This window comes from Saezia sanguinis (assembly GCF_003991585.1).
Lineage (GTDB): Bacteria > Pseudomonadota > Gammaproteobacteria > Burkholderiales > Burkholderiaceae_C > Saezia > Saezia sanguinis.
Genome location: NZ_PQSP01000009.1, coordinates 65,141 through 79,687, shown reverse-complemented (window position 1 = coordinate 79,687; position 14,547 = coordinate 65,141). Strand labels below are relative to the sequence as shown.

11 protein-coding genes are annotated in these 14,547 nt (G+C 55.5%); 9 read left to right on the top strand and 2 right to left on the bottom strand.

Going from position 1 to position 14,547, the window contains the following annotated elements; all coding sequences use genetic code 11:
* Positions 1-48: 48 nt before the first annotated feature.
* The 9 genes from CUZ56_RS12815 (at position 49) to CUZ56_RS12775 (ending at position 9,960) form a co-directional block, all read left to right on the top strand.
* Positions 49-870 carry a VanW family protein gene (locus tag CUZ56_RS12815; protein WP_126980799.1) on the top strand — a complete coding sequence of 274 codons (822 nt, stop codon included), beginning with the start codon at positions 49-51 and terminating at the stop codon, positions 868-870.
* Between the two features lie 94 nt (positions 871-964).
* A complete protein-coding gene (locus CUZ56_RS12810; RefSeq protein ID WP_126980798.1) occupies positions 965-1,399 on the top strand; it encodes a hypothetical protein in 435 nt (144 codons plus the stop codon).
* Positions 1,400-1,464: 65 nt separating this feature from the next.
* Positions 1,465-2,790 carry a prephenate-dependent tRNA uridine(34) hydroxylase TrhP gene (gene trhP, locus CUZ56_RS12805; RefSeq protein ID WP_369126764.1) on the top strand — a complete coding sequence of 442 codons (1,326 nt, stop codon included), beginning with the start codon at positions 1,465-1,467 and terminating at the stop codon, positions 2,788-2,790.
* A gap of 188 nt (positions 2,791-2,978) precedes the next feature.
* Positions 2,979-3,422, top strand: coding sequence for a VOC family protein (locus CUZ56_RS12800; RefSeq protein ID WP_126980797.1), 444 nt, complete (start codon positions 2,979-2,981; stop codon positions 3,420-3,422).
* Between the two features lie 101 nt (positions 3,423-3,523).
* Positions 3,524-5,311, top strand: a complete 1,788-nt coding sequence (locus tag CUZ56_RS12795) for an ABC transporter ATP-binding protein (protein WP_126980796.1) — start codon at positions 3,524-3,526, stop codon at positions 5,309-5,311.
* Positions 5,312-5,411: 100 nt separating this feature from the next.
* The gene (locus CUZ56_RS12790; protein ID WP_126980795.1) at positions 5,412-6,521 is read left to right on the top strand and encodes a hypothetical protein; all 1,110 of its coding nucleotides are present in this window, start codon (positions 5,412-5,414) and stop codon (positions 6,519-6,521) included.
* A gap of 277 nt (positions 6,522-6,798) precedes the next feature.
* Complete coding sequence (locus tag CUZ56_RS12785) at positions 6,799-7,917, top strand: toxic anion resistance protein (protein WP_126980794.1); 1,119 nt, start codon at positions 6,799-6,801, stop codon at positions 7,915-7,917.
* A 180-nt stretch (positions 7,918-8,097) separates the two neighbouring features.
* Positions 8,098-9,129, top strand: a complete 1,032-nt coding sequence (locus CUZ56_RS12780) for a 5-bromo-4-chloroindolyl phosphate hydrolysis family protein (protein ID WP_126980793.1) — start codon at positions 8,098-8,100, stop codon at positions 9,127-9,129.
* Positions 9,130-9,180: 51 nt separating this feature from the next.
* A complete protein-coding gene (locus tag CUZ56_RS12775) occupies positions 9,181-9,960 on the top strand; it encodes an aminoglycoside adenylyltransferase family protein (RefSeq protein ID WP_126980792.1) in 780 nt (259 codons plus the stop codon).
* 32 nt (positions 9,961-9,992) lie between these two features.
* On the opposite strand, the gene CUZ56_RS12770 is transcribed toward CUZ56_RS12775, so the two are convergent.
* Positions 9,993-11,120, bottom strand: a complete 1,128-nt coding sequence (locus CUZ56_RS12770; protein WP_239442511.1) for an MGDG synthase family glycosyltransferase — start codon at positions 11,118-11,120, stop codon at positions 9,993-9,995.
* Positions 11,121-11,305: 185 nt separating this feature from the next.
* Entirely contained in the window at positions 11,306-14,236 is a 2,931-nt protein-coding gene (locus CUZ56_RS12765) for an autotransporter family protein (protein WP_162615353.1), read from the bottom strand.
* Between the last annotated feature and the right edge of the window lie 311 nt (positions 14,237-14,547).

The following is a 14,547-nucleotide window of genomic DNA, read 5'->3' as shown; positions in this document are numbered from 1 at the left end:
TTTATACCTGATCACTTTTAATATGGATACTCTATCGATAGGGCAAAAATGAATGCAGATGCCGTCGACCAGCCACAACATAGAAGCAGGCTGCGCAGTTTGGCAGGGCGGGAGTATTTCATCCTCAAACGCAAGCTGCTGTGGCTGAGAAATGCCGGCCGCTACGCCGGCATAGACCCGCGCGCCAAACCCTGCACACATACCGTTTTCAAGCACCAGTCCATGCTGTTGCGCCCGCTGCGCCATGTGGACATGTACCTGCAACACAACAAAGTCACCAACCTGCGGCTGGCCATTCGCCATATCAACGGCGTCACCATCCGCCCCGGCCAGACCTTTTCCATCTGGCGGCTGGTGGGCCGCCCCAGCGCGGCGCGCGGCTATCTGGAAGGCCTCGTGCTGCACAACGGGCAAATCGCCAAAGGCATTGGCGGCGGCCTGTGCCAGCTGGGCAACCTGCTGTATTGGATGGCACTGCACTCCGACCTGACCATCAGCGAACGCTGGCGGCACGGGTTTGATGTATTCCCCGACGTCAACCGCACCATTCCGTTTGCCTGCGGCGCCACACTGGCCTATAACTACATTGACCTGCAACTGGCCAACCGAACCAGCAACACCTACCAGATCAGGCTGTGGCTGGATGAAACCCATCTGCACGGTGAGCTGCTGTCAGACTTCCCGCCGCACCACCGGTTTGACGTTTTTGAAACCGACCACGCCATCCACCAGCAGCCGTGGGGCGGCTACACACGCCATAACCGCATCTGGAAACAGGCCACCGACCTTGCCACCGGCACCGTCAACACCGAACTGGTGGCGGAAAACCACGCGATCATGATGTACGAACCGCTGCTGCCCGGCCAGTGAACCGCCAGTAAACCCGCTGCCCCGCTGCATGGGTAATCGCTGTTGGCATATCTGCCCACTTCACACAAAATTCACAGTTTCTTCATGATCGGCGTTGAGAATAAGTGCACAGCAATTCATCAACGCCACCATGTTCCGCTACAACATAATCGAAACCCTGCTCCTGCTGCTGATCATCGGCGGACATTTCCTGATTCTGTCCTCCCTTTTTTCCGGGCTTATCGCCGCACTGGTATTCAACCGCGCATTGAAAGAACATCAGTCATATACGCTCGCCATAATATTAACCACGGTGACCGGCGGCATTGCCTCGGCCTTGAACCAGGTGCTCGTCGCAGGCATTCACAGCCCTGTCATATTTCGGGTGGCATGTGAAAGCACCATCTACTACGGCATTCTGGCGCTGCTCAGAGTCGGCCTGATCGTGCTCATACACGGCAGGCAGCATCAAAAAAGCAATCTCATGGCAGACATCAGCTACTTTACCGTACTCCATACTGCGCTTTATCTTGCAACCGCATTCATATAATTCCGTGCTGTATGGCGGAACCCTTACGGCGCGTTGATGCATTGCTTTTGTCTTACAATCGCCCGATGCAAAACACCCCACTGAAACGCCCTGAACTGCTCTCCCCGGCCGGCTCGCTCAAAAGCCTGCGCTATGCGCTGGCCTATGGGGCTGACGCCATCTACGCCGGCCTGCCGCGCTACAGCCTGCGTGCACGCAACAACGAGTTCCGCAAGCTCGAGCCGGTGGCGCAGGGAATCAGCCATGCTCATGCGGCGGGCAAGAAGTTCCTGCTCACCGTCAACCTGATGCCGCACAACAACAAGGTCGGCACCTTTATCCGCGACCTCACACCCGCAGTGGAGCTCGGGCCCGATGCGCTGATCATGAGCGACCCGGGACTGATCATGATGGTGCGCGAGCAATGGCCCGACATGCCCATTCACCTCTCGGTGCAGGCCAACACCATGAACTACGCCAGCGTGCGCTTCTGGCAAAGCATGGGCGTGGCGCGCATCATCCTCTCGCGTGAACTCTCTATTGCCGAAATCACCGAAATTCGCCAGCAGTGCCCCGATATTGAGCTGGAAGTGTTTGTGCACGGTGCGCTGTGCATTGCCTACTCGGGCCGTTGCCTGCTTTCAGGGTACTTCAACCACCGTGACGCCAACCAGGGCACCTGCACCAACGCCTGCCGCTGGCAGTACCAGGTGGCAGACGCCACCGAAACGCCCGAAGGCACGCTGCTGCCCAAACAGGAAGACGGCGTGATTGCCCGCCACCCGGCCGCCGACAAAGCCTATGTGATTGAAGAAACCGGCCGCCGCCAGGACGAGTGGATGGAGATTGAAGAAGACGAGCACGGCACCTACATCATGAACTCGCGCGACCTGCGCGCCATACGCCATGTGCAAAAACTGGTCGAGGCCGGCATAGACTGCCTGAAAATCGAAGGCCGCACCAAGTCGCACTACTACGCCGCACGCACGGCGCAGATTTACCGCCAGGCCATTGATGACGCACTGGCCGGGCGCACCTTTGACCCTGCCCTGCTGCTGCAACTCGATGCACTCGCCAACCGCGGCTATACCGAAGGCTTTTACGACCGCCACAGCAATGACGAAACGCAGAACTACGCCAGTGGCGACTCGGGCAACTTCACCCAGCAGTTTGTCGCTGAAGTCCTCAGCTACGACACCGCCACCGGCTTATCAACGGTGGACGTGAAAAACCGTTTTGCCGTGGGCGACACCTTGCAGGTTGTTGCGCCGCAGGGCAACCGCACCCTGGTGCTGGAAAAACTGCTGAACAAAGACGGCCAGCCCATTGACGTGGCTCCTGGTAGCGGGCATGTGGTGCAGATCGATATTGGCCCGGCTGACGAAATGACCATGGTGGCACGCTGCGTGTAGTGTATAGCGTCATAGTGCGCAGCATGTCATTGGCAGCGTATGGGCGCCATTGTTGCAAGCCGTTTCACTTTGCCTGATACACGGCCAATCCCATACAATTCCTCACAGGTCCGGCATACATGCAACACATATGCGGCCCAAATGCGGCACGGTGTTGCCGCGCCTGACAAAAGAAAGGAAACCGGGATATGGCAACCGTCAACATCTGTCTTTTATTCAATGGCAATTGCGAGCAGGCATTTGATTTTTACCGCTCTGTTTTTGGCGGCGAGTTCCCGGCTATAGTCAGGTATGGCGATGTGCCGCTGCCGCCCGAAGCCCCGTCCCTGCCGGAGAACATCCGCCAAAAAATTGAAAACATCAGCCTGCCCATCAGCCAGGAAACCATGCTGATGGGCGCCGACGCCGTGGGTCACCTTGCCGCCAAAACCGTGTTTGGCAATAACTTTTCGGTCTACATTGAAGCCGCCAGCCACGATGAGGCATACCGCCTGTTCAATGGCCTGGCGCAAAACGGACACATCGCCATGCCGCTGAGCCAGGCGCACTGGGGAGACGAGTTCGGCATGCTGACCGACCAGTTTGGCATCAACTGGCTCATCAACCACTCGCCAAACAAAACAAAGGCTTAAGGCAGAGCTGTCGCTTGGGGCATGGGTATCGGCCGCAATGCCGCCCGCTCAGCCCCCAATTGCAGTAACATACCCCCAAATAATGACAATAACAAAGCTGCATGACACTGTTTCAACTGTTTCAGAACCTCAGGCCTTACATCCGCCCGTACCGGCTGCTGGTTGTCTTTACGCTGGTGCTGACCTTTATCGGCTCGCTCACCGCGCAGGTCAATGCCTGGGTACTGCGCTACACGGTCGATGAGATTACCGCGCTGCTGGAAGCGCACAAAAGCCTGAAAGACGGCCTGACCGTGCTCTCGGTCATATCGGGCATTCTGATCGGCAAAGAGGTCATCAACATCCTGCTGCAGTTCGGGCAGAAATTTTACGGCGAGCGCCTGCGCATTTATGTCTCACGTGACCTGGCACAAACCGTCATCGAAAAAATACTCACCTACCGGCTGGCGTTTTACAGCAGCAACGGCAACCAGCCCGGCAAACTGCAAACCCGCATTGACCGCGGCGTGGAAAGCCTCACACGGCTGGTGCAGAACTTTTTCATCGACATCCTGCCGCTGTTTGCCAACGCCATTGTGGCGCTGCTGATGATGTTCCTGGCCAACTTCTATGTGGGGCTGCTGGCCTTTTGCACCGTGCCCGTCTATTACTATGTAAGCCGCATGCAGGCGCAAAAACTCACCGGCGGGCGCCGTGCCATCAAAACGCTGCGCGAGAACAAAAGCCAGGGCATTCTGGGTATTTTAGAATCCATTCCGGTCATCAAATCGTTCCTGCGAGAAGACATTGAAGGCACCAAGCAGCTCAAGCTGCAAACCGACCTGACCGACAAGCAGATGCAGATCCGCAGAACCAGTTTTCTGTTTGACGGCACCAAAACCTTCATCGAACAGATCGGACTCGTGGGCATTATTCTGCTGACCACTTATTTTGTGCTGGAAGGCCAGATGACCATTGGCGCCATCATGTTCCACATCCTGCTGTTCAACAACGTCACCGCGCCAATCCGCCGCCTGCACCTGATTTACGACCAGATGAATGATGCGCTGATCTATTCCGAAGGGTTCTTTGAAATCCTCCATGCCGATGACCAGAAAGAACAGTCCGGCAGCTATGTGCCTGCACAACTGCACGGCCGCTTTGAACTGAAAAAAGTCAACTTTACCTACCCCGGCAACGAAACCCGCACGCTGCACGACATCAACATGGAAATTGCACCCGGCAAAATCACCGCGCTGGTGGGCTTGTCGGGCGCAGGCAAAAGCACGCTGATCAACCTGCTCGACAAGTTCTACACGCCCGATTCAGGGCAAATACTGCTGGACGGCGTTTCACTGGAAGACTACGACACCGCCTATGTGCGCGACCACATTGGCCTGGTGCTGCAAAAGAACCATATCTTCAACGGCACCATCGAAGAAAACATTCTGTACGGCAACCCCAATGCCACGCATGACGAAGTGGTGCAGGCGGCCAGGCAATCTTACATTCACGACCAGGTCATGGCGTTGCCGCAGCAGTACGAGACTTCTGCCCTGGCACTATCGGGCGGACAGCAGCAACGCATTGCCATTGCCCGCATGTTCCTGAAAAACCCGCCGATCATCTTTCTGGACGAGCCCACCGCCAGCCTGGACGCCATTGCCACCGAGCAGATCAAAAACAGCCTGGACGCAATCAAAAAAGGCCGTACCGTCATCATCATCTCGCACAGCATCTCGCAGATCATCGACGCCGACTGCATTTATGTGATGGAAAACGGGCGCATTGCCGAATCAGGCACGCACGATGACCTGTACCACATGGAAGGTGCCTATAAAAAGATTTTTGACGCCATGGCCCGCAGCCTGAATGTGGAAAAAATCGCCCGCACCTATGAGACGCATTGACTGTTTTGTCCCCCACATACGATACAATGCATATGCGATAATGCAAATCCACCCAAAATAAAAACCAGCACAGGTTGTGCCATATTCATGTGGGCAAAAAATGACAAGTCCAGCAATTCCAGCGCCCAATTCCTATAGCCACACCGACAAAAGCCTGCGCAATGTGCTGATACTGGCACTTACAGGTGCATTTTTTTACTATCTGGCAGGGGCACTTTATACAGGCATTTTCTATGCTTATCAAAGAGATTTTGCCATACCAACAAGCTGGGTCACCTACATCATCAACACGCTGATACCACATGACATCCTGATTATTTATGTATTTGTGCTGTTGTTGGTTTTCTTAATTTCCAGACGAATATATTCTCTTAGCTTTACCCATATCTGTTCTTGCATGCTGGCCGCTCTGGCCTGCTGGCTTGCCTTGTTTGTCTGGAGTTACCTGGGGTTACAGTACCTTGACCGCTTGGTATTGTTTTGGACTTCCCGCTCACACGCTTACAGTATCGGGACTGTTATCAGAATACTCGTACAGCCCCTGCCAATGATCCTCATGGCCTTGCTGGCATACACTGCAATCAGCCTCTGTGCCAAAACAGGCTGGTTAAAAACCAGCAGTGAAAAGCTTTCTCCCATAACCGAACGTCATTGTGTATTACTGGGTTTTACTGCATTATTTGTCTTAATAGGGTGGCTGCCCAACCGATCCAACTGGTTTTACACCCTTGCATGTTTACCCGTGTATATATATGCTGCGGCATGTTATCCGCGAACCACTGTATTGCCGCGCCACCCTCATATTGTGCGCAATGTCATACTGGCACTGGCGCTTTGCTTCGCGGGCATACTTGTATGCATGTTATTTATCATTCTGGCTGTCAGCCTGAAAGGCTTTATACCTGCGCTGATAGCCGCATGTGTGTTCCTGGTATGTACATTATGCTTTTGGATAGATACATGCAAGCTCGTTAACGGCCGCTGGCAGCGGTGGGGCATTATCATTATCGAGATCATGTCAACCAATGCCATCTTATTTTTAACGCCTGCTGGACGGGCATTGGTCAGATCTGGCCCCTTTGCAGAAAAACTATATAACGTTTCCCTGCTATGTTTTTGCGTGGCCTTTCTCTTTTGGCATTTTGGCCGTTCTATTCAGTTTTGTATGCGCAGACTCATAGAGCGCACCATGGGTAAACTATCTGTTTAACTTCTGAACACGCTTTATTGAAGCGCATGCCTGATACTACCTGCTACTGCCTGTATCACCACACAGTTAAAGTACATAATAGTCCTCGGCCTTCTTGCATGGCCGCCAGTCATCTCTACCCCCCCTTTCGGCACCATCAGCCAGCCTGAAATACCTCTATTTTCCGGCACACAACAGGGAACCGGTAAATGAAATTTTTATCTGATAGATACTCAGGTAAGACATACAATATAATTTCCAGTATTTTCCGGTAACCCGTCTGTTAAAGGATGACTTTATGAGTACAGATCAACAAGCCCCCCGCGTGCCCAATTATGAAGTGATTGAAAAGCCGCAGGAAGGTCAGTTGCCAGCGCAAAAACCTGACCAGGCTCAGGTCACAGCGCTTGCCGCGCAGATTGATATTGCCGAACCGGCGGCGATTCTGGCCTATGGTGCCAAACCGATGGGTGAAATTGCCAAGTTTGCCGATACCATGCTGGAAAAGGTACGGGCCAAGGACGCTGGCGATGTCGGCCAGCAGCTTTCTGAACTGGTGATGCGTATCCGTGAAAACGACCCGCTGAGCGCTGAAGAAAAACGCAGCGGTTTTCTGGCCAACCTGCCGCTGGTGGGCGGACTGTTCAAACAGGCGGAAAAAGCCAAAATCGACCGGCAGGCACTGACCAAGCAGGTGGATATGATTGCCACCCATCTGGACAGCTCCATGGTCAACCTGATGCGTGACATTGAAACGCTGGAACAGTTGTACCTGCGCAATTTTGACTATTACCGCGAGGTGACGCTCTACATTGAAGCCGGCCGCGAAAAGCTCAAGGAAGTCAGGGAAAAAGACCTGCCCGCCCTGCAAAGACAGGCCGAAGTATCGCAGGACATGATGGATGCGCAGAAAACCAAAGACCTGATGGAACAGATCAACCGGTTTGAACGCCGCCTGCACGATCTGGACCTCTCCAAGGTGATTGCTGTGCAGACTGCGCCGCAAATCCGCATGATCCAGAGCAACAACCAGCAACTGGCGGAAAAAATCCAGACCAGCATCCTCTCCACCCTGCCGATCTGGAAAAGCCAGATGGTGCTGGCAACCACCATTGATGCACAGGCCAAAGCGGCCCAGTTGCAAAAAGAGGTGTCTGACACCACCAACACCATGCTGCGCAAAAATGCCGAATTGCTGCAACAAAGCAGCATTGCCACCGCCACCGAAGTGGAGCGCTCGATAGTGGATGCCGACACGCTGCGCGAGGTGCAGGACAAACTGGTCAATACCATTGAAGAAACCATGCGGATTGCCTCGGAAGCCCGCGTGCGCCGTGCCGAAGTGGAAAAGGAACTGGTCACGATGGAAGACAATCTGCGCCAGCGCCTGATTGCCGCCACCGGCAAATACCAGTAACCTGCAAAGGCGCTTTGATGCCAGCGCACCATATTGCATTCTGCACATGATGGTACATGCACACCAGCAGTGCATGCCTGCCGGGTACCCGGCAGGCGTATCAGGCCAAAGTATGCCGTTTTTGCTTATTGTTCATAGTCCGCAGTTGATGGTGGCCATTTAACCCTTATATTACAGCATATGTCAGCAAACCAAGCCCCTAAGGAAAGCCGGATTACCGAGGCCATTCAAAATGCCAAAGAGCAGGGGCTGCGCGTGCTCAAGCGCATCGGTTTTCACCTCACCTCCATCAGCGTGGGGCTGCTCGCGGGCCTGGTAGCGCCCCATGTGCTGGTACAGACCGGGTCATCACTTTTCACCGTGCTGGGAACCACCTCGATTGCGGCCATCACTTATCTGAGCCTGCTGCAACTGTTCCCGATGCGACCCAACCCTGCGGCCTCTGCCATGGGCATTGTGGCCGCCATTGCCGGTATTTTCACCGGCTACTGGCCGCTGGGGCTGGCGTTTGGCGGCATTGTGTCGTTTGTGCTCAACGCCATTGCCCGCCGCCGGCTCGGGCTGGGCAGCCTGGTTGCGCTGATTTTGCTGGTGGTGGCCATGGGCACCGGTGGCGCCGGCATCTTTGCCGTCATGCCTATGTGGTATAACGCGCTGCTGGCCGGGGTCACGGCATTTGGCGTTATCCGCCCGCATTTTGGCGAGCGCCTGTATCTGCGCGTCAGCGACTGGCTGCAACGCCGCCGCGAGCAAAAAGCCACGACAAAGCTTGAGCACGCCTCCACCCCCGAAGGCGGCATTGATACGCAGCCGTACCAGCAACTTATTGACGAGATTGACCGCCTTAAATTTGAGCTCACGCCCAAGATGGTGTACTCGGTGACGCTGATTGTCGACAAAGCGCAGGACATTTTGAAAACCATGAAGGAAGACCCGCGCGACGTGGTATCTGCCTCTGTCTTTTTGAACCGCTACCTGCCGATGATACGCACCACGGTGGAACGCTTTAACCGCCTCAAAAGCGTTGGCACAACGCCTTCCGAGCTGCTTCAAATCAGCAACCAGACCGAAAAATCGCTCTCCGATATGAGCCATGTGTTCAATGAAATGTACCAGGGGCTGCTGCGCAACGACGTGGACGACCTGATGATTGACCTGAAAGTGATGGACAAGCTGGCGCGTTCTGAAGGCTATTCCATTCCGCGCAAATAGCGATTAAAGATACTGCCGCCCGCCAACCGCAAACAGGAGGAATGCTCAACAATGGCTCACATGCTGCTTTCTCCTGAAGCACAGCAAGCGTTGCATATCATCCAACAGCAGTTGGCCGAATCATTGCTGGCGGTCTGCCTGCATGGCTCGGCAGCAGCAGGCGGCCTGCGCCCCCACAGTGATGTGGACATACTCGCCATCGTCAGCCAGCCAATGAGCGCGGCAGCACGCCAGTCTCTTGCGGCAGAGCTGATGCAGGTTTCAGGACGCTCCCCCTCTGACCTTAACAACCCGAACGGGCGACGCCCGCTTGAAGTGATTGTTTTTTTATCCACCGACCTGGCGGCACTGCCCTACCCGGCACGCTGTGAATTCATGTACGGCGAATGGCTGCGCGCCCAATATGAAGCAGGCGATATGCCCCAGCCGGTGAGCGACCCGGAACTGACCCTGATACTGGCCCAGGCGCGACAGCAGGCCAAAGGATTATTAGGCCCCGACATGGACGAACTGCTGCCGGTGGTTCACCCTTCTGACATACGGCGCGCCATCAAGGATGCCGTGCCAGCACTCATGCAAGGCCTTCAAGGAGATGAGCGCAATGTTTTGCTGACGCTGGCGCGGATGTGGCAAACGCTCGCAACAGGCGGGTTTGTCTCCAAGGACGAAGCCGCCAACTGGGCCGTCCCCCGCCTTCCCGCGCCGCAGGCCCGTGTGCTGTTGCAGGCACGGGACGCTTATCTGAACGGCGATCACACTGACTGGATAAGCGATCACACCGCCATACAGCAAACAGCAGATGCCCTGTATAACGGCGTCATGTCAAACTGAGCGGCCATTGACCAGATTCCACGGCACCACGTTCAAGCAATATCCTGCAGCACCACATCCAGCACATCGCGCCCGGCATCGGGGCGGGCAATGGCCTGCGCCCGTTGGCGCATGCATGCCAGGTGTTCGGGTGAACTCATCAACTGCTTCACACGCCAGATCAGCCCCAGTTCATCAACCGCCTTGACTGCCGCGCCCTGCTCCAGCAGGTAGTCGGCATTGCGTTCCTCCTGCCCCGGAATCGGCGCATACATGATCATCGGCAGCCCTATGGCCAGGCACTCTGAAGTGGTCAGCCCACCGGGTTTGGTGACAACCAGGTCGGCGCAGACCATCAGTTCTTCCACCTTGTGGGTAAACCCCTGTGGAAACAGCCGTCCGGGATAGCGCCCGGCTGTTTCCTGCAGCGCCTGCAAGGCCTGTTCATTTTTACCGGCCAGCACAATCAGTTGAAAATCCTTGTCCTGTTCCAGCAGGTGCTGCGCCGTTTTATCAAGGTCGCCAATACCAGCCCCGCCGCCCATCAGCAGCAATACCGGATGCCGGTTTGAAAGGCCATATGCTTTCAGGCAGGCTTCACGCGCAGGCGGGTTGGCAAATGCCGGCATCACCGGTATGCCGGTGGCGTACACGCGCTGCGGCGCCACATCGCTGCTGCGCAGGCGGAACGCCACCTCTTCCGTGGCGGCAAAGTAACCGCGCATCTGCGGAATCATCCACATGCGGTGAACGTCAAAATCGGTTGCCTGCACCCAGACCGGTTTATCAAACTCGCCCTTGATGATCTGGTGCATCAGAATTTCGGCCGGCAGAAAGTGGGTGCACACCACGGCGTCGGGCTGAAAATCAGCCACCGCCTTAAGCAGCTTGCGCGTATTGAGCCGCTCCACCACCCGGCGCAGCTTTTGCACCAGCCGCTCCGGCTCCACCCGGTCAATGCCTTTATACAGCAGCCCCCACAGCGAAGGCACCTTCTGCACCATGGCAATGTAGGTATCCACATAAATTTTGCGGAACGTTTTGGGCACATAGTCCATCACGTCCAGGTGCAGCGCCTCCACCCCCTGTATCTGCTGCGCATAGGCACTCAATGCCTGCGCGGCACGCACATGGCCGGCACCGGCTGAAACGCTTAAAAAAAGTATTCTGGATGTTCGCACAGTGCAGCCTCAGCCTTTCTTTTGCTTTGAATTGCCCGTTGATGTCACGCCCATTCTATGGGCAAACACGCACCGGCTCAATATAGAACCCTGCTTATCCATCAGTTTTAAACCCCATAAAAAAACCGCCGGCCCACACCATGAGCCAGCGGTTTGATTCCATGCCTTTCGGGAGGGTACGGTACTTAAAATCTCACGCGCAGCCCCACGTTGCCGGTAACGCCATAGCTGTCACCAAAGCTCTGCACACTGGTTTTCACACCAGCTTGGCCATACAGTGCGTATTTGCCATGCCCCCAACTGTAGCTTGCCCCCAGCCCCAGACCGGCCCAGGTGCGTTCGTTGCGCTGCTCAAATTCCACCCCGGCTACGTTGACTTTGGAGCTGCCCGATAAGTTCTGGTACAGATTCACAATACCGTAGGCATCCAGCGTATCACCATTTTCCATGCGCTGGCGGTAGTCGGCCGACAGGCCCAAGCGGCCGGTTGCCCGGTCATGGTTTTGCAGACTGACCAGCGTCATATAGGCGTCATAAAAGTCATCGTAATCCACATGCGAGTATATGATTTGCGCCTGCGGTGTCAGTGACCAGTTGTCGTTCAATGCAAAGCTGCGGCCCACCTCCAGCCCGAACGCATACCCTTTGCCGTCATTGCCGCTGACTTCTGTTACGCCCAGCGTGCTGGATTTGATGTTGCTGTCAAACCAGTTCAGTTGAGCCTGTGCGTCGGCATAAAAACCATTGTTGCCATACCAGGTCAGTGCGCCGCCGATGCCGTAACCTTTGGCGTCAATCTTGCCGCTGCCAAACAGCGACTCCACATCGGAGCTGGCATAACCGTAATGGGCGCTGACGCCTGCAACCAGGCTGCCCTGCGCATTTTCGTGCGCCAGCATGTCGGCACCGATCTGCATGCGCCAGACATTCACATCCTGCTCGGCGCCAGTGGTACTGCGGCGGGGTTCAAAGTGGTTGTGCGAACCCTGCACACGCGCCCACACGCCATAAGGCTGCGCGGCCATGCCTTCGCCTGTCATCACGGCACCCAACTGGCGCTCCCCCACCCGCTCCCTGAGCGTTGGCAATGCATTAAGCTCATGCAGCACGTTGGCATAGCTTTCGTACAAAGGCGTACCCGGCTGGTATACAGGCACGGTGATGGTGCCGCCACCGCCACCGCCACCAGGGTTGATAATCTCAACCACATCAGAGCGCAGGTACCAGTGCCCGTCAGCAGGGTCGGTCACACCGCCCTGATACAGGGAATAGCTATAAGCCCCTGCAACCACCGCCGGTTTGCCGTTAATGGCCACATAATCGCTTTGCAGCGTAAAGGCATCGGCCGGCGACTGGCCGCCAACTTCGACAATGCGCACACCTTCCTGCGTGGATGCTCCCAGGCCGCCACGGTTGATCACCTTGATACGGGTCTGGCCGGAAACATCGCCATCCACCACCAGCCTGTCACTCAGCGAATTGCTGTCATCATGCAGTGCGGCATTGAGAATGATGGTACCGCCATCACCCACGTAATCGCCGCTGACATGCAGAGTGCTGAAACCGCTGCCTGAGCGTGCCAGGCCACTGCCAGATGCGAAGCTGATGGTGGAATCGCGGTTTACCAGCGAGGTGACATTGGAGTCGCCGTCCAGCTCCCAGGTGGAGCCGCCCTGCAGGGTGATGTTGGAAACTGCGGTATCGGCAGTGATGACATTACCGGACACGACAGATCCGCCATCCACCAGCAGGTTAACCGTTGTCACCCCCTGGTTCCACGACGGTGTGCCGCTACCGGTGTAATCCTGCACATTCATCAGGCCCGCGCCGCCTTTGAGCGTGCTGCCGTTCAGCACATTGACGGTTAAATGCCCGCCTTCAGTCGCAATGCCGTAGCCCTGGTCAGACACCATGCTGGAATTTTGCAGTTCCACTTTGGAGCCATAGCGTATGCCCGCATTTTCAGCCACTCCTACCAGCATGTAAATACCATGTGCATCGGCCCCTTGAGCATGCACCGAGCTGTTATCAAGCATGATGTTGCCAGCGTATTGCAGCATGGTGCCGTGTGCGCCCGCGCCTTCGGTCACCACTGTGGAGCCGTTTTGCAGATAGCTGTTGCCAAGGTGGTAGCTGTAAACACCGACAGCACCCTGCCCCCGGGTGGCAACATGGCTGCTGTCCAGCGTCACATCGGCGGCACCGCGCGACCACACCGCATAAGCATTGTCGCCTGCAGTTGTCACCGTTGAACCATTTGTCAGCGTGACAGTATTCCAACTGTAGTTGGCAACAATCCCATAACTGCCAGTGCCTTCGGTGATGATGTGGGATGCATCCCAGTACGACACCGCGCCCCGGTTAGGCTGGCCGTTGATACCGCCCATTTGCACGCTGTAAAGGCCATATGCATCGTCACCTTTGGTATGCACGGTGACACCACTCATATAAGCGGCTGTCTGCACAGGCTCTGTGCCAAGTCTATTGGCACCCCCCAGATACACGCCAACCCCGCCATCACCGGTGGTTGTAATGGTGCCATTGGTCAGATGAAGCTCAGCACCAAACATGGCATACACGCCATACTGGCCCGCAGTGATCTCAAAATCACTGATGCGGGTTGTATTGATCACGCCATCCTTGCTCAGGCTGCCGTTCAGGTCCAGGCCATTAGCAGCGGCGTTGACCTGCACATCGCCCAAGTCGACGCTGGCAGACCCGCTACTCACAATCCCCGATCTTCCGCTGTCAATCACCAGGCCGCTGCCCGTCACAGTCGTCTTGACCCCCGCCTGGCTGCTGGAAAGCCCCTGCACCCACAGGCCATAACAATTGGAACTGGCAGCACAGTTGATCGAGCTGTTGACAACGTGCATGGTACTGGCAAAACTGGCGAATATTTCACCGTTGGCAGTCACGCCGCTGATTTCAGCGCCGGTGCCATTCCCGGTAACTGAAACCCGGTCAACCGTCTGATTTTCCAGCACATGGCCTGCATTGCCGTCCTGAAACGTAATCTGCTGAGCCTGTACCATTGCGCAAGCGCCCAGCGAAGCAAGTGCGAGCACAATGCAGCGGCTTAAAAGAGACTGGCGGAAAGAAGGCGTGTTTTTCATTTTTCGAATCTTTTCCATGAATAAAATGCAAATAAAAAAACAGCAAAAAAAATTCTGTGGCAGCGCACAGAAGTTTTTAAACATTTAAAAAACGGGGGGTAGGCGGGAATGAATATATCAAAGACAAAACAGGGAAAAACAGACCTTCAGCAATTCTTCAGCAAAAAACTTATAAATAAGAGTGCCATCACGCAGACACAGCCAGTACACAGCGTTTGGCGTGTTTGGCGTATATGGCAAACATGCCCTGTGTAATGAAAAGATCATCTGAAACAACAGCTATGCTCACAGATGTTGCCCCATCCAATAGG